Origin of the sequence: Stieleria sp. JC731, from assembly GCF_020966635.1 — a bacterium.
Classification (GTDB): domain Bacteria; phylum Planctomycetota; class Planctomycetia; order Pirellulales; family Pirellulaceae; genus Stieleria.
The window spans coordinates 1165497-1187907 of record NZ_JAJKFQ010000002.1; the positions used below are offsets into that span (position 1 = coordinate 1165497).

At 53.4% G+C, this 22411-nt stretch carries 16 protein-coding genes; 10 read left to right on the forward strand and 6 right to left on the reverse strand.

Features of this window, described 5'->3' with window-relative positions; genetic code table 11:
- Positions 1-57: 57 nt before the first annotated feature.
- Genes LOC67_RS27560 through LOC67_RS10035 form a run of 4 tightly spaced genes read right to left on the reverse strand, consistent with a single transcriptional unit; the run spans position 58 to position 4451 of the window.
- Complete coding sequence (locus LOC67_RS27560; RefSeq protein WP_230262458.1) at positions 58-1323, reverse strand: type II secretion system F family protein; 1266 nt, start codon at positions 1321-1323, stop codon at positions 58-60.
- Between the two features lie 41 nt (positions 1324-1364).
- Positions 1365-2201 (reverse strand): hypothetical protein, encoded by an 837-nt coding sequence (locus tag LOC67_RS10025; protein WP_230262459.1) that lies wholly within the window; start codon positions 2199-2201, stop codon positions 1365-1367.
- Positions 2198-3271 (reverse strand): type II secretion system F family protein, encoded by a 1074-nt coding sequence (locus tag LOC67_RS10030; protein ID WP_230262460.1) that lies wholly within the window; start codon positions 3269-3271, stop codon positions 2198-2200. The genes LOC67_RS10025 and LOC67_RS10030 overlap by 4 nt, the downstream gene beginning before the upstream one ends.
- On the reverse strand, positions 3264-4451 hold the full coding sequence (locus LOC67_RS10035; RefSeq protein WP_230262461.1) for a GspE/PulE family protein: 1188 nt from the start codon (positions 4449-4451) through the stop codon (positions 3264-3266). Before LOC67_RS10035 ends, LOC67_RS10030 begins: the two co-directional genes overlap by 8 nt.
- A 220-nt stretch (positions 4452-4671) precedes the next feature.
- On the opposite strand from LOC67_RS10035, the gene LOC67_RS10040 reads away from it, so the two are divergent.
- Together LOC67_RS10040 and LOC67_RS10045 are read left to right on the forward strand one after the other, a co-directional pair.
- Complete coding sequence (locus tag LOC67_RS10040) at positions 4672-5901, forward strand: DUF1559 domain-containing protein (protein WP_230262462.1); 1230 nt, start codon at positions 4672-4674, stop codon at positions 5899-5901.
- Positions 5902-6055: 154 nt separating this feature from the next.
- Positions 6056-6835 carry a hypothetical protein gene (locus LOC67_RS10045; protein ID WP_230262463.1) on the forward strand — a complete coding sequence of 260 codons (780 nt, stop codon included), beginning with the start codon at positions 6056-6058 and terminating at the stop codon, positions 6833-6835.
- Between the two features lie 590 nt (positions 6836-7425).
- Here the strand turns inward: LOC67_RS10045 and LOC67_RS10050 are convergent.
- Positions 7426-10398 carry a PVC-type heme-binding CxxCH protein gene (locus LOC67_RS10050; RefSeq protein ID WP_230262464.1) on the reverse strand — a complete coding sequence of 991 codons (2973 nt, stop codon included), beginning with the start codon at positions 10396-10398 and terminating at the stop codon, positions 7426-7428.
- A 185-nt stretch (positions 10399-10583) separates the two neighbouring features.
- Here LOC67_RS10050 and LOC67_RS10055 point away from each other — a divergent pair, with 185 nt between their 5' ends.
- The 5 genes from LOC67_RS10055 (at position 10584) to LOC67_RS10075 (ending at position 17677) form a co-directional block, all read left to right on the forward strand.
- On the forward strand, positions 10584-12116 hold the full coding sequence (locus LOC67_RS10055; protein ID WP_230262465.1) for a hypothetical protein: 1533 nt from the start codon (positions 10584-10586) through the stop codon (positions 12114-12116).
- Positions 12117-12264: 148 nt separating this feature from the next.
- Positions 12265-12867 (forward strand): RNA polymerase sigma factor, encoded by a 603-nt coding sequence (locus tag LOC67_RS10060; RefSeq protein WP_230262466.1) that lies wholly within the window; start codon positions 12265-12267, stop codon positions 12865-12867.
- 175 nt (positions 12868-13042) lie between these two features.
- The gene (locus tag LOC67_RS10065; RefSeq protein WP_230262467.1) at positions 13043-16696 is read left to right on the forward strand and encodes a serine/threonine protein kinase; all 3654 of its coding nucleotides are present in this window, start codon (positions 13043-13045) and stop codon (positions 16694-16696) included.
- A gap of 481 nt (positions 16697-17177) precedes the next feature.
- Positions 17178-17405, forward strand: coding sequence for a twin-arginine translocase TatA/TatE family subunit (locus LOC67_RS10070; protein WP_230262468.1), 228 nt, complete (start codon positions 17178-17180; stop codon positions 17403-17405).
- A 2-nt stretch (positions 17406-17407) separates the two neighbouring features.
- Positions 17408-17677 carry a twin-arginine translocase TatA/TatE family subunit gene (locus LOC67_RS10075; RefSeq protein WP_230262469.1) on the forward strand — a complete coding sequence of 90 codons (270 nt, stop codon included), beginning with the start codon at positions 17408-17410 and terminating at the stop codon, positions 17675-17677.
- 512 nt (positions 17678-18189) lie between these two features.
- Here LOC67_RS10075 and LOC67_RS10080 read toward each other — a convergent pair.
- Positions 18190-18852: an MIP/aquaporin family protein gene (locus LOC67_RS10080; RefSeq protein ID WP_230262470.1), complete on the reverse strand. Its 663-nt coding sequence runs from the start codon at positions 18850-18852 to the stop codon at positions 18190-18192.
- Between the two features lie 280 nt (positions 18853-19132).
- On the opposite strand from LOC67_RS10080, the gene LOC67_RS10085 reads away from it, so the two are divergent.
- From LOC67_RS10085 to LOC67_RS10095, 3 genes are all read left to right on the forward strand, one after another.
- Positions 19133-19960 carry an alpha/beta hydrolase gene (locus LOC67_RS10085; protein WP_230262471.1) on the forward strand — a complete coding sequence of 276 codons (828 nt, stop codon included), beginning with the start codon at positions 19133-19135 and terminating at the stop codon, positions 19958-19960.
- A 100-nt stretch (positions 19961-20060) separates the two neighbouring features.
- A complete protein-coding gene (locus tag LOC67_RS10090; protein ID WP_230262472.1) occupies positions 20061-20888 on the forward strand; it encodes a PEP-CTERM sorting domain-containing protein in 828 nt (275 codons plus the stop codon).
- A gap of 27 nt (positions 20889-20915) precedes the next feature.
- Positions 20916-22331 carry a right-handed parallel beta-helix repeat-containing protein gene (locus LOC67_RS10095; RefSeq protein ID WP_230262473.1) on the forward strand — a complete coding sequence of 472 codons (1416 nt, stop codon included), beginning with the start codon at positions 20916-20918 and terminating at the stop codon, positions 22329-22331.
- The last annotated feature ends 80 nt before the right edge of the window (positions 22332-22411 follow it).

Genomic DNA, 22411 nt, shown 5'->3' on the forward strand with positions numbered 1-22411 from the left:
TTGCAATCGTTTCGCCGGATTGAACGCCATGCGTTGCCGGACAGCAGTCAGCTTGAATCACTGTGGAATCACCTCGACGATGCGTGTTAGGAAGTGAAACACGTACCAAGCATAGAAAAAGATGTATCCTCCGACGACGCACGTTACCAACGGCACGAACCATGACATGCGAAGGTTCCATCGATACGTTTGTCGGCGAAAGACATCGCTTTTTAACTGAGACATGGCTTCTGGTAGCGTGCCGTTCTTTTCGGCGCTAGTCAGCCAAACGCGTTCGCGAGTCGTGATGATTTTCGATCGATAGAGAGCATCGACAAGCGAAAGCCCTTGATCAATTCGGTTGCCGATTCGTCGTGATGCTCGGCGAATCCAACGATTACGGTTCGTTTTCGTTGATGACAACAGAATGTCGTTTTCGGCGTATCCGGCTCGGAGTCCCAGTCCGATGGATTCAATCAACTCAGTCCGATTCCGATCGATAATGCTTTTTCCGAACCAAGGAATCATTCTGACAATTTGCTTTGGCAACCATCGCGCGCACAAAACCACAAACAAGATGATGACGATAGCGGTCAAACAGACCTTTTCCGCCAATTCGACTTGCTCGAACGTGTTGTCGCTCCATGCGGGTTCAACGGAAAACTCATCGGAAACGGCGGAGATCGTTGGGAAAGTAAAGGTCCGTGTCGTCGCGCTAAACAAAACGCATAGCATGATTGTGACGACAACGTAGACCAACTGCTGACGTCGTCTGACTAACGATTGATTCATCGCTAGTTCTTGTTCGACCGAATGAGGGCGAACGACTCGTTGATCGGATTCAGCTGCTTCCATTGATCGCGAAACGTTCCGCCGCATCATGGCCACCGCATCAGGATCGAGTGGAAGCTTGCTTCGACGGATCGTTTGAAGCAGATCGTCGCCTCGAAGTAATCGAAAAGCGCAGTTCTTGGCTTTCCTAGCGATGCTGCTATGGCAACCATTGGCAAAATGGTCCAGCAATCTTGGGAAGGGAGTGTCACACTGGGCGGTAATTTTGATCCATCGATTGAGCGATTGTTTTTCTTCTTGGTAGCGAAGTCCGAATGCTGAAATAACCGATGCGACAACCATCAGCACCAAGATGACTGATACCGGATGTGGTGCGGCCAGAATGACACAGACAACAGATGCGAACCATAAAAATCCTTCAAACAATCCGATGCAATTGGCCAGCTTTGTTCGTGCGTCTTCTGCCGGTCGATGGATCAGATTGCCTTTCAGCGTCCGAAGCGTTCCAGCGAAAAGGCTGAGCACAATCGCGGCCGGGAAGGTCGCGATCACGGAGGATATGTTCGAGAAAAAATCTGAAATTGACATCAGCTCTAGAAAATCCCAAAGATGCTATACATCGACCTAAGACCAAGAATCACTGAGATCATGTAAGTGCTCGTGACGAAGAGTGCCAGGCCGGCCAGGAACGTCGCGATCAGCATGCAGGTTCCTGAAAAGAACAGATTTGTTCGCCCTAAACGTGATTGGACAAGCAGATGGCTTTCCGCTGAAGCTTGGTGCCATAGGAAAATGGTTTCTTCCTGGTTGGCTTCCTTTTGAAGCAAAGCATTCATCGCACATATCGGTTGATCACGGACCGGTGCGCTACCAAGTACATGGGCAATCGATTGGCCTGCTTTCAACCGATGCGACGTCTGCTCCATCCAAGATCGAAAGCTTGGGTTTTTTGCTTTTGCTGCTGCCAACTGCATCGCTTCGTCATACGGCTGATTTGAAGTGACCGATTCATAGATCAGTTGACAGAATTCGCCGATTGCCAACATCCGAGTTGTCGATCCGATCCAAGGAATAAAGCCGGTGATCGAAAATAGGGAAGCCGGCATTCGGTCCCAAATCATCAGTTGGCTGGCCAGATAAGCAAGGACAGTCAAACCGCCAAGGATGCCATAGCCCCAAGTCAGCAGATCCATCCACTGAGCATCGATCGGTTCGAAGTCAAAGTCAGTCATCACATAGAAGTAGTCCGCTGCCTCCTTGATCACGCTCAGCAAATAGCTGCCGACGCCTACAGCAGCCAACACATAAAGAAAGCCAATCGTGGTCGATCGAGAAAGACGCTTACGCACGTCATCCCGAATGGATTGCCACGTCGAAATTTCTGCACTAAACGCGATGCTGTCCGGCGGAATTTGATCGGAATGCTTCATCGGGTGACCTCCTTCAGCAGTTCCGCGATCGGCATGATGATCGCCTGAAGCATGACCAGGGCAATTCCTAGCATGACAAGGATCGAAAGACTGCGGATCACCACATCGAACCACCAGCGGCGGTGTTGCTTGGCTTGCTGCGTATATAGATCGGCTAGCTGACGAAGATCGATAGCAACCGCACGATGATTCCTTCGTCCTAACGCAAGGTCGGCAATGCACTCGCGAATAGGATCAGGTGTGCCATACGGAAACGAAAACATCTCGTTTGATGACGCACCGGCATCAATGGCTTTTGAAACAAGCGACCATCGATCGGCAAAGCTTCGGTCGATGACCGTCGATGCGGCTTCGACAATTCGAGCAATGCTCGCTTCGCCAGGCAGCAACACATGTTTGGATGGTTGGCTGATGATTCCCGGACAAATCTGAATCGCGATCCAACGTACAAAAGTCGCATGCTGTTGATAAAACACACGTTCCCGGTTCAATCGGACATAGATCCAAATCGTCAAGGCGATGATCACGGCGAAAAGCGATAAAACGATTGCCAAGGTGATTGCATAATTCGTCGCGATGGATCGCAAGATTTCTTCCGCTCGCGGTGCCGTACGCGTTTGGATCAGTTGACCTTCGGATAACGAGATCGCGATCGATGGCAAGACGACAAAGGCGACGATCGCAGCCACGATGGCGTTGATAATCGGATTGATTGCTGCGAGTCGGGCTTGGCGGCGATCCTCGTTCGTTTCGTGAATCAGTCGTACCGTTTCACGCACCGGTTCGACAGAACCCGTTCGCAACATCGTCTCAAACGCAGTTTTGACAGGGATCTTATAAGTATTCGACAACCCGGAAATCGATTCGGCGACGGATCTTCCCTGTTCTAACTTTTGTCGGATCGAAGTGGCCGCTCGGCCAAGTCGACCTAAGGAGCGATCTTCCAGATCGGCCATCGCATGCACTAGCGGTCGACCTGACCCAGCCATTGCGGTGACTTCCTCCAATAGCATCGCGAACGACTCATCATCCAACGCTGGCGATTCAGACGGCGATTTTGATTCAGACATCCTGTCCTCGCCCCAAAACACGAAACACTTCTTTGGAATCCGTTTGTCCCGATGTAATCAGTGCGGTTGCTTGCTGGTGAAGCGTGGGTATTCCCACGTCTGACAGTCGACGGTCAATCTCGTTGGCCGAACAGCCGCGTTCGATGGCTTCGAATACCGTTTCGGCAACGGTCTCATCATCAAACGTGGCAAACTGAGCGATTGGGACGCGGCCCTCGTAGCCTGTTCCGTGACAAGAGGAACAAACAGAATGATTCGATGACGCACCGATTTGAGATTGACCGTTGCATTGGCCACAGGTCTTTCGCAGCAACCGTTGGCACAGAACACCACGCAGTCCACTTTGTATCGCAAAACTGGGCAGTTTCATCTGGACGAGTCGACGCAACGTCGCGCCGATCGAGCCTGCGTGAATTGACGAAAAACAAAGGTGACCGGTCATGGAAGCGGATAAGACGGTTTCCGCTGTTTCCACATCACGTATTTCGCTGACCAGCAGGACTTCGGCGTCTTGGCGAACCGCTGCACGCATCGCCGAAGCGAGCGTCATGCCGCCTTGGTGTTGAATCTGGCTTTGACTAATCGAATCGATGATCGATTCGATCGGGTCTTCGATTGTCAGGACGCTACGGTGGGCGGCAGAATTTGCGATATGTGACAAGCACGCGTAAAGGCTGGTCGTTTTGCCACTTCCTGCCGGTCCCGCAACAAGCAACCAACCGTCGCGTGATTCGCAGAACGTTTGAAGCTTTCGCGACGTTTCCCGATCGAAGCCAAGCTGATCAAGTTGTCTTAGTGATCGGCGGTTTTCCATGATCCGAATCGCGGCACGATTGCCGTGCACGGTGGGGAAGATTCCCAACCGCATTTCGTGGATTTCACCACGATCGCTTTGCCATCGAAGTGAACCTTCTTGCGGGGTGCCGCCGTGATAGGTTGGCATTCCCGCAAGCGCCATCAGTCGCGACACCGGGTCGGTCTGTTCGCATCGCGGGAATGTCTTAGCCAGATGCAAAACGCCATCGAGCCGATAGGACACATCCCAGTGGTCTTGCCGCGGTTGAAGATGAACGTCACTGGCACCACAATCCAGTGCTGACGCAAGGCAGTCTTGCACCATATCGATCGCAAACGAAGAATCATCCGTGGACTTGCGAAGAGGTGATCGAGAAAGCTGCATCAGATGGTCAAAAAGTGATGAACGATAGCCAGCGACCGATCATCAGCCGCTATGCTGAAGCCACGAATACTTTGTTGGTTAAAAATCTTCAAGCTGATAGATAAACCAAGATCGTCAAAGCATCCGTTAAAGTGACTTGTGGAACAGATTCATCGGCGAGTCGATATTGTCTAAAAAAAATTGCGTCTCGATCTATTCGTCAACTTTTTCCAATCCGGCCATGAAACGAGATCAACATCATAGCGGTTTTACCCTGGTCGAGTTGCTCGTTGTGGTTGGCATCATCGGTATTCTGATCGGCCTGTTGCTGCCCGCGATCCAAGCCGCCCGTGAAGCCGCACGACGGATGAGTTGCAGTAATAACTTTCGGCAAATCGCGATAGCGGTCACGCAGTACCATGCGACTTTCGAGATTTTGCCGCCTCACGCAACAGGAACATTCAACAACGTCAATGACCCGAAAAAAACGAACCAGTTTCGGTTGAGCATGTTGGTGTCGGTGATGCCATTTGTCGGTGGGGACAGCTTATGGGAAGCCGTTGCCGGTCAATATGTCGGAAACGATCCCGGCGATTCGTATGGCGAAGACCCAATCGGTTGGGACGATATGGAAATGTATTCGGAGGAAGAATTGCCTTCGTATCAATATCCCAAGATGGGGCCATCACCGTCGATCACGACCTATGGACCATGGACGTTTGAAGTGCCGGCCTATCGATGCCCATCAGACCCCGGAATCGGTTCACCAAGTGCGGGTCGAACCAACTACGCCGCATGTCTCGGCGATGCGATCGAAGGGTTGGACGAGGGGCTTTGGCGATACGAAAAGAAAAAATGGTCACCCAGTGGTGAAGCTCAGATGGAGGCCACCGGTCGCGGCATGTTCGTGCCGCGGATGATCACCCGGTTTAGCGATGTCACCGATGGACTTTCCAATACCATCATGATGGGCGAAATCTGTACGGATCTCGGTGACCAAGACATGCGTACGGTTCCCTCGACTAACAATCGATGGAAAGGGGGCGTGCTCGATGATGTCGAGTTGTGCGCCAGCCAGAGAGACTATGACAGTCCCAGATTTTGGAAAACAAGTCAGGCCAGCCTGCCCAATGGCATCGGCATGGGACGAGGGTATCGATGGGCCGACGCGATGCCTCTGATGACCGGGTTCAACACGATTCTGCCACCAAATCGTGAATTGTGTTTCGGAGGAAACGCATCCACGATCGGGACGTTGACCGCCAGCAGCCGGCACCAAGGCGGTGCCCATATCGCACTCGGTGATGGTTCGATCTCGTTTTTTACAGACTCGGTCGACAACGGAAATTCACAGCAAACCGTGACGCTGACAGGCAAAAACGAATTTGCACCCGGCAATCCGAGTGTTTTCGGTTTATGGGGGGCCATCGGGACACGAGATCAGAACGAATTGATTGACAACGCCTTTTAACAATCGATCTGATTCGGCCGAAAAACGCCGTGTTTTCCTCGGTATTGCGGTGCCATCGAAGACAAAAGTTTTTTCTGTAACACATCGAATTGATGCCCGCTTGGCATTCTGTCACCTCGATATTTACGACAGAAACGCCAACGCAGGTCGAATCATGAAACGTGTTATCAAAAATATTGCCGTCGCCGCAGCCATCACCGCGACCGGCTTTGCCAGCACTGCACCCGCATTCGCTTGCGGCGGATCGCGACCTCGCGTCGTTAATCGCTACTCGGGATATCAGTCCGGATACTCAAGCAACTATGCCTACAGCCGACCGACCAGCTACAGCGTACCGGTTCAGCCTTCGGCGACCTACCGATATCCGAGCGCTGTGCAGCAAAGTCAGCCTGTCGCACAAGTGACGCGGCAATCAGCAGCACCACAAACCGTTCCACCGCAAGCACAGGTGCAAAACAACACCGCAGCGACACGTCCATCGACGCCTCAAACCGTCCAACCGGCCAAGCCAGCCACGGTTGCTCCGGCGAACACAAATCAAAACGCGGAAGTTTCAGCGTTGGCCGCACTCGCAGCTCTCGCAGGCACGCCTGCCGAACCAGTTGCTGCGGCATCCACGAATCCGGTTGTTCAACAAGCCCCGATCGCGTCACAGCCAACGGCCGAGCACGTCGGAACGTTCCGAGCAACATTGCCAAGCAAGCTTGCAGTCGATCTGCAGCTCACCGCTGAGGGAACTTTTTCGTGGACTGTTGATAACAACGGAACGCCAAAGTCATTCTCTGGCCAGTATCAACTTGACGGTGGTCAGTTGACCTTGGTTCGATCAAACGACCAGCAAAAGATGGTTGGAGTGTTTGTGCAAACTGGAAGCGGTTTCAAGTTTACCTTGCAAGGTGCCAACAACGGCGGTTTGGAATTCCAACGCGTGTAATGTGAAATGGACCCTGAGCCGCGACGGCGCTAGCCGCGGTTGAATGTGTTTGCGAAGGAGACTCAAGTGACTTAACCGTCGCTAACGCGAACCGGCTCAGTGGGATGGTCCCTGAGCCGCAACGTCGCTAGCTGCGGTTGAATGTGTTTGCGAAGGAGACTTAAGTGACTTAACCGTCGCTAGCGCGAATCGGCTCAGTGGATTGGCCCTTGAGCCGCAACGGCGCTAGCCGCGGTTGAATGTTTTTGCGAAGGAGACTCAAGTGACGTAACCGTCGCTAGCGCGAACCGGCTCAGTGGATTGGCCCTTGAGCCGCAACGGCGCTAGCCGCGGTTGAATGTTTTTGCGAAGGAGACTCAAGTGACGTAACCGTCGCTAGCGCGAACCGGCTCAGTGGATTGGACCCTGAGCCGCAACGGCGCTAGCCGCGGTTGAATGTGTTTACGATTCGGACTTAAGTGACGTAACCGTCGCTAGCGCGAACCGGCTCAGTGGATTGGACCCTGAGCCGCAACGGCGCTAGCCGCGGTTGAATGAATTCACGAATCAAATTCCAAACACACAAACGTCACGATCACCTTCAACGCCACCTACCTCGCTGTCAAATACTCTAATAAATCTGCCATCTGCGACGTGGTGATCTCCTTTTCGATCCCTTCTGGCATCAATGAAACTTCACTCGCTTTGACCGCTTCGATTTCAGCGCGGCCGATCGTTTGGCTTTTGCCTTCTGCCATCTTTAAAACGATCGCTTCGTCGCTCTCTTCAGCAATCAGCCCGGTCAGCACGTTTCCATCGACGGTAAGGACCGTATAGGCGGCAAAGCGCGGTTCAACTTTCGAATTCGGATCCAAAATGTCGTACAACAAGGCCGCTTTGGATCGGTTCTTCGCATCACTTAAATCGGGGCCGGTCGATAGGCCTTGTCCGTTGACCTTATGACACGACGCACAAACTCGCTTGAACACCAACTCGCCTTCGTGTCGGTTTCCTTCACTTGTTAAAGCGGGTTGATACTCTTTGGCCACTTGCTGTCGATTTGCCGAGACAGCACCACCGAACAGTTCAATCGCCAGGGCTCGAATGGATTCGTCGCCGTGTTTTAATAACCGAACACGTTGATCCAGACTTAGCCCCGACGCATTGATGCGGTTCTCCTGAATCGCTTGTAGTGCCAAGACAGTCGTATCGGTTCGTCGAAACAACATCGCCATCGCTTCGGATTGAACCGTTGGCGACAAGTCACTCCAAGATTCGATGATCAATTTTGCCCGATCCTGACCTAGCGACTGACCCATCGCGCGAACCGTTGCTGTCTGGATCGAAATTGATGGGTTTTGATTTAGCAACGCTTTGTAAATCGAATCGTCATCCGGCGAAGACTGAAGCGACAGTAACTCGATCGCCGACAGACGCTCTTCTGTCGATGCGGATTCGTCGATGGCTACTTGGCGACTTCGTTTCAACACTGCGGTCAATCCGTCAATGTTTACCGAGAGGTTTTCCGGAGGACTTTGGGTCAGCCGCGAAAGCGACATCCGGCCGAATGGTCCTCGGTATCGAGTCAATCCTTTGGCGAGTCCCGTGATAATCGCCGAACTCCATCGATTTGATTCGGGTTCACCGCCGGAGGATGCTTCCGAGAACAGATCTAGAACTTGAGATAATTCCTTCTCGTCGCCTCTTGCACCAACGATTTCGGCAAGCCGTTTGAGAAGATCAAGCTTGCCTGTCGACGTCGGAGCGGTTCCGTCGGTGACGTTTAGCAGGCGGTGCAGAACGATGGCCGATCGGCTTCCCAAAGACGTCAATAGGCCGTCGGCGAAACGATGATTGCTTCCGTCTCGGATAGCTAGTTGAACCAAGGAATCAAGCACAATGTCGCTATCGGGTAGCGTTCCAAGAAAGAGGCCTAGTTGGAACCGGACGTTCATCGAGGAATCGTCTGCGATCGCCAAGACCATCGGTTCGAGCTTGGAGCGATCTGGAATCATCTCGGCTATCCGCAGGGCGTTTACGCGGCAGACAGGATGATCGTCTTGCAACGCGTTCTGCAAATCGGCGAGGCGGATGCTGTTCAAACCATGCAAGGTCCACATGGCATGTGAACGCACCATTGGCTGTGGATGATCCAGGAGCGGACGCACAAGGGAGGCTGATATCGGATCGTTTTCTTCGACTAGTAAACGTTGCGCGGTGAAGCGAGCCCAGGCGTTGTCGTCTTGTAGCATCGCGACGAGATCATCAGCGGTTTTCGGCGCGTTGTAGGGTCGAAGTTTTGTTCCGGTAGGCACGATACGATAGATCCTTCCCCGGTCGTCTCCGGCTCGCCAGTCCATCTTGGCTGCGATTTCAGGGGGCAGGAATTTTGGATGTTCGACCCACAATCGATACATGTCCGCGAGATACAACGCGCCGTCGGGGCCTGTCGCCAAGCTCGAAGGGCGGAACCATGTATCGGTCGAGGTCAAAAAATCAGAATCAGGTAGGCCGCGTACCGCTTTAAGTTCCAGACCGTCGGAGAGTATCTCGCTACGCGTGACAAGGTGACCGATCGGTTCGCAAACGAACACACTGTTGCGAAAACTTTCTGTTCCGAACGGGCCTAGATAGGCTGTCGTTCCACAAGCAGATGTGTGGGTGCCTGCGTGTGAGAGGTAATTGCTTTTCATCGTGACAGCCGGGTACACACGCGATTCGCCTCCGGATGGGGCAACATCATAGGACGCATCGAGAATGACCAGAAACGGATTGCGCCGCAGGGTTTCGGTCGACAGGAAAGTCGTGATGATCGGATTTCGATTGGTGCAATAAAACCGTCTTCCCCAGCGATCAATGGTATTGCCGAATTGGCCCATCCCGCTATCAGGTTCAATCGTTTTTGTTTGTGGATGGTAACGAAAGTCCTTGCGCGGGAGCTTCGTGATCGTGTCTGGATGATCATCCGTTCGGATTTCACCAGGCCCATAGTTGAAGTAGACCCAGTTATCGATTCCGTAGCGTGGATTGCCAACTTGCATTTGTGGATGCGCGGGTGTGAAGCCATCCATCAGTGTTGTTGTCTGGTCAGCGATTAAATCACCATCCGTGTCAACCAAATGAATTACCTTCGTTTTCGCACCAACAAGCAAACCGCCACGATAAGGCATGATGCTATGGGCGAAGTCCAGGTGATCGGCAAAGACGGTGCGCCGATCGGCTACCGAATCGTTATCGGTATCTTCAAGTACAACAATTTTTGACAAAGGCGGCTCGCCTTCGGGCGGACCGGTTGGATAGTCGCCGTATTCAATGGCATACATTTTGCCTGATGGGTCGAAGCAGATCGCAACCGGATCACGAACCAATGGTTCACTGGCGAACAATGAGATCGAGTAGCCGTCTTCGATGTTCAATGATTGAAGCGTTGCTTCGGGCGAACGCGGTGGGTCGGTTTCTTTGTCGATCCAATGACGTCCTCCGCGAGTACTCTCGATGACTTCCAAGGCGTCAGGTCGGTCAGGATCGGTCGCTTGGCACAATCCAGTTAGCGTCACGCTGGCAAGCAGCATCGTCGTAACCACAGCGCTAGATCGGTGATGGTTGTGGGAATGATAGACGACGCTGTGTTTAGCAAAAGCGTTGCTTTTATGGTTGACGCTATGGCGCCGAAAAAAATTCGAAAGCATGATCTTGCGCTAACGTTGCTGGTAGGATGTCGGCAGGCTCGAATCCGAAACCATTCATCTTACTGACAAGGTCGCCCACGATGTTGAGTAGCCGCTGGCTGAGCGTTTCGTTGTGCATCACGTCAATCGTTTTCGGCGGTTTTCAGATCGCCGAATCCGAAGAGCCCGCTTCGGTCTTGAAATCGGCGTTTGCCGAACGAGATATTACGCCGGAAATCGGCATGGAGCGGCCCGGTGGATATGGAAAGTCGTATCACACCAAGCTCCATGACCCCTGCAAAGTCCGTGCGGCGGTGTTTGATAACGGAACTGACGTGACCGCCGTTGTCAGCGTGGACGCGTTATTGATTCGACGCCAGTTGGTTCAGTCGGCAAGAAAACGTATTCATGAACAAACAGGCATCGCGAGCGGTGCCATTTTGATCCACGCGACACATTCCCATTCGTCCGGCCCGACCGGAATGATCTATCCCGGTGAATATGATTTCGCCTCCGAACAGATTCAGGATCTTGCCTACAACAAGTCTTCGAACGCAAACGTTGGCTACGTCAAACATGTGGAGGATCAGATCGTTGATTCCGTTGTTGATGCGTTCAACAGTCGCGAAAAGTCCGACGTGAATTTTGGAATCGGTCACGAAGGGTCCGTGGCGTTCAATCGACGTTTCCAGATGGCCAACGGTTTGACGTATACACACCCGCGACCAGGCAACCCAGACATCGTCAAACCTGCCGGACCGATCGATCCGGAAGTCGGTGTCATCGGCGTCTGGAACAGCGAAGGAATATTGAAAGGCTGCGTGGTCAATTTCTCGTGTCACGCGACGACGAATCCACCGGGCATCTCGGCAAACTACATTTACTTTATCGAACAGGTTCTACGCGGCACCTTCGGTGACCAAGCCGTGCTTGTGTTTCTTGCAGGGGCATCGGGTGATGTCACGCAGGTTGAAAACGTTACACCCTATGCGGCTCGGCCAGCTGTCGAATCGGCACGCTTTGTCGGCGGCTGTGTCGGTGCCGAAGTGATCAAGGTGTTGTTTCGCGAGCCAAAAACGGATTCGGTCGTTGTCGCGCACAAGTCAACGGAGCTGAAGATTCCCAGACGACTGCCAAGCCCACAACGCGTCAAAAAGGCGAGGGAGCTTGTCGCTCAGGAACCCAGCAAGATCGGGGCGAGCGAATGGACGTTTGCGAAGGAAGTTCTGTTGCTCGACGCCAAGCTGAAAGAGTCACCGGTCGCCGATGCGGAGGTTCAAGCGATTCAAATCGGTCCTGCGATCTTGCTGACTGACCCGGCCGAGTTCTTTGTCGAACTGGGATTGGCGATTAAACAGGAAAGTGATCATCCGCTGACCTTTCCAGTCTCACTTGCAAACGGTTGCGTGGGTTATGTTCCGACGCCGCAGGCTTTTGGACAACATGGCGGCGGCTACGAAACGCGTCTGACCAGCTACAGTAACTTGGAAATCAACGCGGGTACGAAGCTGGTTGAAGCCGCCGTCCAATTCGCGAAGGAGCTTCAGCCGCAAGCCATGCCAACCCGTCCACCCGCGGCAACCTTTTCCGGACAAGGTTGGACCTATGGTTCCGTTCCACCAGAACCCGAGTAGGTCGTCGAAGTGTTTCAATGTAGTGGATCTTGTTAAAGATCCTGCCTTCTTTCTGACATATGCACAGGATCTTTAACAAGATCCACTACGGCACTCCGCAGCGATATTATCCACCACGGGTGGATTTACAGGGCGTATAATCGACGCCATGCCTGAAACCTCTTTTCTTGAAGAACCATCGACAAGCCGATCGATGTTGATTCGTGCCCGCGAAGGCGACTCCGAAAGCTGGCAGCATCTTGCACAGGTTTATGGACCGATCGTCTACGGCTGGGCTCGGCGGTGTGGTTGCCAAGCGGCGGATGCGGCCGATGTGATGCAGGAAACGTTTAGCGCCGTTAATACGGCACTGGAACGTTTTGATCACAGTCGAGACGGAGCCACCTTTCGCGGATGGCTTTGGACGATCGCCCGAAACAAGATCCGCGACCATCGACGATTGTTGCAAAACGAAGCTGCGGCAGGAGGAACCGAAGCGAATTTGGCAATGTGCCAACTACCGGACATTCATTCAGCTTCGGAGCCGCCGACGGATGCGGTTTCGGATGCCAAAGCCGCCCGCTCGCGGATGTTGGAAATTTTGCAGACCCGCTTTGATCATCGGACTTGGGCCATGTTTTGGGAAACGACAATCATCGGCCGCGATGTAAATGACGTCGCCGAACAATTGGGTGTTTCGAAGTGGGCCATTTATAAATCGAGAGCGCGAGTGCTGCAGCGGCTTAAAGACGAATTGAGAGACCTGGACTGATCCGATCGAACTGTGACCGTTCGACCAGAAAATTTGAAAAGAATATTTTTGTGTCCAATCGCTCCGTTGTCTTGGTACCAGCCTGTTGTGACCCTTCGTCAGTTTCGCTTCTTGGATTGAGGCGACTTGGCATTGCACCGAACAGGCTATTTCGACTCGCACCGCAGGTATTGAGATGGTCAAAATCAAGAGTCCGTGTTTGGATTCAGAACAGCTGAATCGCGTGATCAACGGTGATTTGCCGAAAGATGAATTCGATTCGGCGATCTCGCATCTGGATGAATGCGATAAATGCCGATTGGCCGCCGAGAATCTGGATTTAGTTTTGGATTCGCCAGCGATCGATGCGCCATCAGAGGATTCACAGCTCGAAAGCTTGCGAAACGAGACGGCTTGCCAGGTGGCGTTGGGCCGTTTGACCCGTCGTCGGCTGGCGACCTCGCAAAGCTCTCCGCCGATTGACAATCTAGGGACTTATCGATTGTTGGAATTGGTCGGTAGCGGAGGAATGGGAGCGGTTTTCAAAGCCGAACATCAACGTTTGCGCCGTCAATGTGCGATCAAGCTGTTGCCGCCCGATCGCGTTGCTCAGCAAGGTTGGTTGGACCGATTCAATCGCGAGATGACGGCGGTCGCATCGCTCGAACATCCGGGGATCGTTCGCGCGACCGATGCGGGGCACGACTCCGGTTGGCACTACTTGGTGATGGAATATCTGGATGGGTTGGACGTTGGCCAAGTCGCCACGCGGATGGGGCAGTTGGCCGTTGCCGATGCGTGCGAAATCGTTCGGCAAGCGGCGAAAGCCCTGGCACATATCCACGACTGTGGTTTGGTTCATCGGGATATCAAGCCGTCGAATCTGATGCTGACTCGCGACGGTCAAGTCAAGGTACTGGATTTGGGACTAGTGCTTGATGGTGATGATCCGCTGGTCAGCGACGAACGGTTGACCACGGTTGGGCATGTCATGGGAACGATGCCTTACATGGCGCCGGAACAATTGACCGACAGCCGTGATGTCAATCCGAAATCGGACCTGTACTCGCTGGGCGCGACCTTGTTTCGATTGATCGCAGGTCGGCCGCCACATCGAAGCGGAAAGGGACTCGCCGCTCAAGTTCTAGAAATCACGGGCCAAGACGCACCGGCACTCGATACGGTTCGCGAAGACGTCGATCGTGAAGTCGTGAACTTGGTTGCAGAAATCCTGGCTCGCGATCCTAAGAAACGTCCGTTAACTGCCGAACAGATTGCCGAGCGTTTGGAAGCACCCAGCAAGGGGCATCAGCTTCAGCGTTTGGTTCGTGAAGCGATTCGAAAAGAAACGGATTCGCAGCCGCCACGAAGTGGGCTATTTCCAAATCCCAGTGGCAAGTCAGGCGGGTCACCACCGCGTTCTCGCTATCGTTGGCTGATCGGTCTGGCGATGGCTGGATGTCTTGTGCTCGCCGGATTCGTTATCAAGTTTCAAACCGATCGTGGCCTTCTAGTGGTGCATTCAGGACTGGATGGTCTGACGGTCGCAATCAAGCAAGACGACAAGCTGGTTGACGAGTTGGAGATCAAAACCGGCGACAACAAAATTTCGCTTTACAAAGGCGAGTATCGAATCGAAATCCAAGGCGGTGGGGAAGCGATTCAGTTAAGCGATGAAGTCGTCACGATCGGCCGAAGTGGTGTCCATGAAGTCAACGTTGAAAACCTGGCATCAAGTGACCCGGCGTCGACTGCCGTTGACGAACCGACGGTGGCCCAAAGGTTGTCAAGCGGATCCGATGTCGCTGCCAAATCGCAAGAGGTTGATACCTCGATGTCAGGTATAGGAATGGGCATGGACGCAATGTCAGGAATGGGCATGGGCATGGATATGCACAGTCTGCTCTTCGACGGTAAAAGGCTCAGTGAGTGGAATAAAACGATTGCTTCCACTGATGATTGGGAAGAACTGGGTCAAGCCATGACCACTGCGATCAAAGTCGTCGATCGTTTCGGTAGTGGTGATTGGCTTGATAAGACCATCGATGCCATCATCTTGCGATCGCGTGATTTGGGTGGGCTTCATCGGCGTTCACCGCCGGTGATCTCATCGTCCAAGAGTGTGCAGGACAAGAACGCCTCACTGTATTTCATGTGGTACTACGACCAAGTATTTGCCGAGCCGAGCATTAGTCAGTGGAACGAGCGCAACGCGGAGGAGTTGCTTGTCGGCAATTCACAAAGTCGATCCGCAATTGTCGTATCGCTACACCGCTACTATGAAAAACGGTCCCGTTCGTCGATGGGCGGATATGGCGGTGGATATGGGGGCATGATGAGCGGAATGGGTGGAGGAGATGAAGAGGCGACCAGTCAGCGTCAAAAGAAGTTCCTAAGCTTGAGATTGCTTCGCGGATTGATCGGTCTATCCAAGGACGAGGCTTGGGAGGGATTTGAATCAGCCGAACAATCGGCAGCATCGAGGTATGCCCGAGAGTCGGCGATCTACATTGCCAAAGAGCAGTCCATCGGGTTCGAATCGCTGCCGGAATTGGTCAGCATTGTTGAAGCGGTGCCGGAGCAACAGCGATCGAAACTAGAAGCGGACTTGATCAAGCGAAACCGTCCAAATAAGCCGACGTCCATGGGAGATACGGAGATGTATGGTGGAGGAAGGGGCTACTCCGCGATGGAGATGGGCTATGGCGACATGATGGAGGAAGGGGTAGGAAGCGGTGACGATATGGGCATGATGATGGGAGGTTCAGGAGAAGCCGGCTACGGCGGTTCGATCGCAGAGATGGGAGGTGGTTCTGGTGAAGAATCACCAATTCTGTATCGCGGTAAACCGTTGAAGACTTGGCGGGGAATTCTAAGAGTCGAGTTGGACGTCGATTCCTTGCTGGAAGCGATCGAGGCGGTCGCGGTGATCGCAAGAAATGTCGACGAGAAAACTCGAGTCGAGATCGGTCGCGACATACTATTCGCCGCTCGCATCTATGGCGGTACCGAAGCGAATGGCACGGGTGATCCTTCTGGCAAGTTTATGCAAGTGTTTCCAAGAGTGATGGCGGAGTTCTTTCCAGCGAACGGGTTTCAGCTTCTTGAGGAAGAGTTTGAATCGGGGAATCAGAAAAGCATCAACGCAATGCTATGGCCACTTGCCGACTACCTGCGTGATCATGACCCAGAAACGATTTTGGCAGCGACGGATCCCAAGCAGCTTCGTTCGATTCGTGACAAGATCGAAGCGATGGACTTAGAGCCAACGGAACCCTACGAATTCTGGTACATCGTCGAAGCATTCGCGCAGTTGACATGGCTGCTGGATGAATCCGTTGAAGGTCATCCAAAGTTTCAAGAGTTGGTGGTCGACGTTGTCGAAGCCTCTGTAAATCAGCGTGACTACAAGAGGCAGGCGTTCACTGACAAGATTCAATGGCCACCTTCACTTATCGTGGTCGGATTGGAAATTGCTAAGCTGGATCCGAACCGATTTTCAGATGCCGCTCTGAGCACATTGATCATCCGAGGTGTGTCGCCGGCTGAAAGTAGGACTGGCTTTGACGACCACGATCGAGTTGAACTCGCGTATCAGGTTGACTCTAAGTTGGCTGCGGAGAGTTTCCTCCAATATCCTTCTAGTTGGATTTTGTTGTTCTTGAAGAATGTGTCGGATAGGCGGGTTGGACGCATGTTCGAACTGTTCGCGCAGCATTGCGAGCTTTCAGCCGACCTCGACAAGAAGTTTGATCAACTGACCAGGCAGATGGGCAATGATGTTGACCTCATCAAAAAAACCAAAGCCACGATCGAGGAAAGACGTTCGAGTACGCCGTCTCTTCCATAGCGGGCTTCATTGGTAGTGGACGAAGCGATGAGTCCCCAAGCACCTTTGCCCGTAGTGGACGAAGCGATGAGTCCCAAAACAACCCGCTGATTTTCAGATCAAACCTCTTACCCGCACTACCCACGGGAAAGAACGCTACCTCCACGGAGTGAAGGGCGACAATCCACGGATTCGCATCTTCATCCACCACGGGCCGGTCACGTTGCCGCCTCCCCAGACGTGGGGCGGTGATCGGAGCCGGAAAAATCGCTGCAAAGCAATTCCTTTCGTTTTCCCCCAAAGCGGGGCGTCCATTGGTGTTTGACGTCCGTCTCGGGTGGCTTACAATACTGGGCTACGAGCCAGCGAATTGCTGGGCTCGTCCCGCCCCCGACATGACGGTCCTGGAGGTGGTTGAGGCAGACGCCCAACCGACCGACCCGCTTTCGCCGCATCTGTGCGTGAGGGTTTCCAATTCTCAAGCCTCTTTTGGAGCGAAAAGATGTCTGTAACTCTGTCTAGCGGTCTATTCGGCCTCTCGCCTTTGGCTTTCGCAATGCCGGGCGCGACCGAAATGTTGATCTTCCTGTTCGTCGTGCTGTTGCTGTTCGGTGGTGCCAAATTGCCATCGTTGATGCGAAACCTTGGTCGCAGTGCCAACGAGTTCAAACGCGGAATGAACGACACGGCGGACGATGAAGACGCATCCGAAAAAGATTCGGATAAGTAATCATGTTCGGGCTTAGCCCTTTCGAAATGATGGTGATCGGTGTTGTTGCCGTTGTCTTATTCGGCAGCAACCTACCCGACGTCGCGCGCCGAGCGGGCGGAATCTATCGCGAATTTCGTGGCAAATTGAACGAGGTTCAACGCGAATTCCGAGCCGCCGAGTATGAAGCGACCAAAGCGTTCAAGATGGACTCGAACACGACCTCGTCGATCGACGAAGAAGACGACGAGCCCTCGGAACCATCGGCGCCAAAATTCACCCCACCTAGCTGACGCATCCGTCTGGCAGGTTTCTTAATTTCCCGACGCCCCTGCGGCGTCGGTAGTGGACGAAGCGATGAGTCCATGCCGGTCCAAAAGCTCCCGGCTTCTTAAAACTCCACACGGGGCCATCGCAGCCTGATCCCCTATTGAGCTGCTTGCAATTTTCTTCCGTAGTGGACGAAGCGATGAGTCCATTCCCTGAGCCGCTGCCACCTGAGCACAATACGATCGCCGCATCCATCAGCAGCCGGAGGCTGCAAAACAGTGCGTCGCAAGGCAGGAGCCTTGCGACGAGAGTAGAATCGCTCGTGTGAGGCTCCCGCCTCGCATGCGATGTCTCGCGGGCTCTGCCCGCCAAGGAAGTCCGAAAATCACTTAACCGTCGCTAGCGCGATCACGACTCAGTAAACCATTCCCTGAGCCGCTTCGGCGCTAGCCGCGGTTGACTGAGTCTCAGTAGACAGGGTGCTGCAAAGCGGTAGTGGACGAAGCGATGAGTCCAAACACTCCAACCTGAACCCTTATTCTTCCGCTGGCACTTCACGCTCCGAATGCAGGAAATGGCTGATCGGAACCGCCGCGACTGCACCGATGACCGGGGCCGTTAGATACAACCACAACGATTGCAACTCTCCGCCGACGATGGCTGGAGCAAGCGAGCGTGCGGGGTTCATCGATGCACCACTGATCGGCCCGCCGCAAAGAACTTCAAAGGCAATCACTCCGCCGATCGCCAATCCCGCCGTGATGCCTTTTTCTTTGGCTCCGACGGTCACGTTCAAGACGACGAACATCAAGATCAGCGTCAACATGACTTCCATGATAAACGACTGCATCTCGGTGCCCGCGGGCAGTGTCGCGCCAAGACTAGGCTGATCCGGGTACATGAACCGCAGCAGCAAGCTTGCCGCGAACGCACCGGCACACTGGGCAAGCAGATAGGGCACCACCTTACTGCCCTCGAATCGTTTGGCCACCCAGAAGGCAATCGTCACTGCGGGATTGATATGGGCACCCGATAGATCGCCGATCGCATAGATCATTGCCGAGACCACCAGCCCCCAAGCCATCGCGATTCCGACCAGTGAAACCTCTCCTTCGGTCGCCGAATTAACGATCACCGAGCCGGTGCCGACGAAGATCAAGACAAACGTGCCGACGAACTCGGCGATGTATTTTTTCATTCGAATTCCGCCAGAAGCCTACAGGTGCATCGCTTATTCAAGCTGGCGACAACCGCACCGCTTGGTGGCTCATTGTTTTACCGTCCGCCGCTGGGGTACGCACGCGATCGGAGACCATTCGAATACGATTTTAGAAATTCCATCGATCGCCCTGAAACACCGGCTCCATGGGCAGAGAAGAAATCATTGAAAAGCGACCGGAGATCAAAGCATGCGTGTTTTGTGCTGTTAAACTCTTTTCTAAACACCAGTACCCACCATCCACGACTTGACCCAATCGATGTTTTCGACACGCCTGTTCTTGATTACGACGACGATTTTGTTCTCTGGTTCGCTAGCGGTTCATGCCGAAACACCGACTTCGATCGAATACGCCACGCAGACCGATATTCCTTATCGAAGCGAAAGCGATTCGTTATCCGAGTACGCGATCGAGCGCTGCAAGTTGGACGTCTATGCCCCTAAAAACGTCAAGGGCTTTTCAACGGTGGTCTGGTTCCACGGCGGCGGTCTGACTGCCGGGCAAAAGTCGATTCCCGGCGAACTTAAAAACCGTGGCATTGCGGTCGTGGGAGTCAACTATCGATTGAGTCCCAAAGTGGAGTCGCCCACCTATGTCGAAGACGCTGCCGCCGCAGTCGCATGGGTTTTCAAGAACATCGATCGGTTCGGTGGCGACCCGAAACGGATCTTTGTCAGTGGACATTCCGCCGGCGGGTATCTGACCAGCATGGTCGGACTGGATAAAAGCTATTTGGCCAAGCACGATATCGACGCCGATGATATCGCAGGACTGGTTCCGTATAGCGGGCACACGATCACTCACTTTACCGTTCGATCCGAACGCGGAATCGATGGCAAGCAACCGATCGTCGATTCGATGGCTCCATTATTTCATGTTCGCAAGGACTGCCCACCGTTGTTATTGATCACGGGCGATCGTGAGCTAGAAATGCTCGGTCGTTACGAGGAAACGGCCTATCTTTGGCGTATGATGAAAGTGGTTGGTCATCCCGATACGGAATTGGTCGAATTGAAAGGTTTCAATCACGGTCAGATGGCTAAACCGGCTCATCCGTTGTTGTTGAAGTTCATCGAACAACACTGACAGAGTATCCGCTCGCCGAGACAGTCTTCTTGGCGTTATCATGCCTCGTTGAACGATGCGGTTTTCCAAAGCCGCCAACAGCCTGACGGTTGGATTGAAGATGAAAAGATTGCTGATCTATGTTGCCTGTGCATTCGCCTTCGTTGGAACGGTCGATCGCCAAGCACGCGCTGATATTACGAACTTCTTAGATTGGCATCCGATTGCTGATCCTGCCGATCCAGGTTTCAGTTCGACGGCAACCGCCAGTGCGGCAAGCTTGTTTGCTTTGGATCAGCCGATCGCTGCCGGAGTCGATATCGGCTTCGCAAGCATCGATGGCTCGACGGTCGCCAGTTCGTCGGACGGAAACTATTTTTCGTCAGAGTCCAGTTTCTCGATCGCGATTGACTATCGCTGGGAATTCGCAGGGTCACCGCAAGGCATCTTGGCGTTGGGGTTCGGAATCGGTGAAGACGTCGCGGGTGAAAATTCGGCTGGGATCGGCGTGGTTTCCAATAATGGATCGCCATTTTTGACCTATGCCGGCGGAGCCCGCGTGAACGATGCCGATCTTCCTGCGGAGCCTTTAACCGGCACTCCGGCTGAATTGGAAGGAACATTGTTTGTCTCATTTGACGCCCCGTCCGGAGATGTGACCGTTGGAGCGTCAACGTCGGCAGGAGCCGGGACGCCCGACGAAACCCGTACGTTCGCTGGCGTGCAGAACCTATGGGCAGGTGACGACTTGATGGTTTCCTTTTTTATGCGAAGCGATCAACAATTCATTTTCCCAAACTGGCAGGGCGGTCAGTCGGAAGCCGTGTTCAGCAATTTCCGCCTGCTGTCCGGTACGGCGGTCGCAATTCCAGAACCCTCATCTGCCATGCTGTTATCATCGTTGGGAATCGTCTGCGTCGTGCGACGTCGGAGACGACCTGTCGGTTAAACAAGAGATTCTCTGGAGCCTGCCACGATGAACCGATTTCACTTCATACCCTCGGTCATGTGTGCGGCTTTCTTGCTTGCCCTGTTCGCACAGGTTTCATCAAGCAACGATTGTTGCGCTGCCACTGTAGAAGACTTGGCTGGGGATGGGCAAACCGATGACAGTGCAGCCATTCAAGCATTGATCGACGAATCACAAGGCTCGGTTCGTTTTCGGAAAGGCGTCTATCGCTTGACCCGCACCGTTGTGATTGATCTTGCGAAGGTCGGTTGGACCAGCCTTTCTGGCGATGGGGTGGCGCAGTTTCGTATGGAAGGACCCGGGCCGGCTTTTAAAGTCATTGGGAACCACGGCGGAACCGCAAGTCCGGCGACTGTTGACCAAGCCATTTGGGATCGTGAACGGTCGCCAATGATTGATGCGATCGAAATTGTTGGCGCCCATTCAGAAGCCTGCGGCATCGAAGCACAAGGCACGATGCAGCTGACCCTGACACGTGTGGTTGTTCGTAAGGCTAAGGACGCGATACGACTGGTCAAACGCAACCGCAATACGATCCTGTCGGAATGCCATCTATATGAAAACCGCGGCGTCGGCGTTTTTCTCGATGGCGTCAATTTGCACCAAATCAACATCGCCAATTGCCATATCAGCTACAACGCCGGTGGCGGTGTCGTTGCGAAACGCAGCGAGATTCGGAACTTGCAAATCACAGGCTGCGACATTGAAGGGAATTTCGTTGCAGACAAAGTGAATGGTGAAACAAACACTGAACCCACCGCAAACGTGTGGCTCGATTCAAGCGAATCTTCCATCGGCGAAGTCGCGATTGTGGGTTGCACGATCCAACATGCACACGAAGTCCCCGGCTCGGCCAATATCAGAATCAACGGATTCTCCGAAGTGCGCAAGTTCACCGACGAACGCCGAACCGGAAACATCACGATCGCAAACAATATCCTATCCGACGTTCAAACGAACGTTCATCTGGTTGATGTTCGCGGCGTCACGATTACGGGTAATACAATGTGGAAGGGGTATTCCACAAACGTGATCGCAAAAGGTTGCGATCAACTGGTCTTTACCGGCAATCTCTATGACCGGAACCCTCGCTATCACTATGGCGATGGTGCGAGCGCGAAATTGGGTGTGTTGATCGAAGACTGCAGCAACGTTACCGCCACCGCCGAGCATTTCGGCGGTGAAACGGATCACATGGCAGATCTACAGGTACGTCGTTGCGACGGAGTGAATATCGTCGGGTGCACCTTTGCAGCCGTCTCGAAATTCGGAATCGCTTTGGACTCAGTTCAGTTTGCTCAAATCACCGGTTGTCTCTTCACAGGAATGAATGAAGACGCAAAACAGATCCAAAGCCTGGGCGACAGTGACTTTGAATATCGCAACAACCGCTTCCGTGTGAAATCGCTTCGGTCCGAGTAGCCGAATGGCGCCGGCCACGGTTTCAGTGCAATAACCGGGGCTAACGCCCGTCGGCTGATGACCCGAACACGTATTTGCAT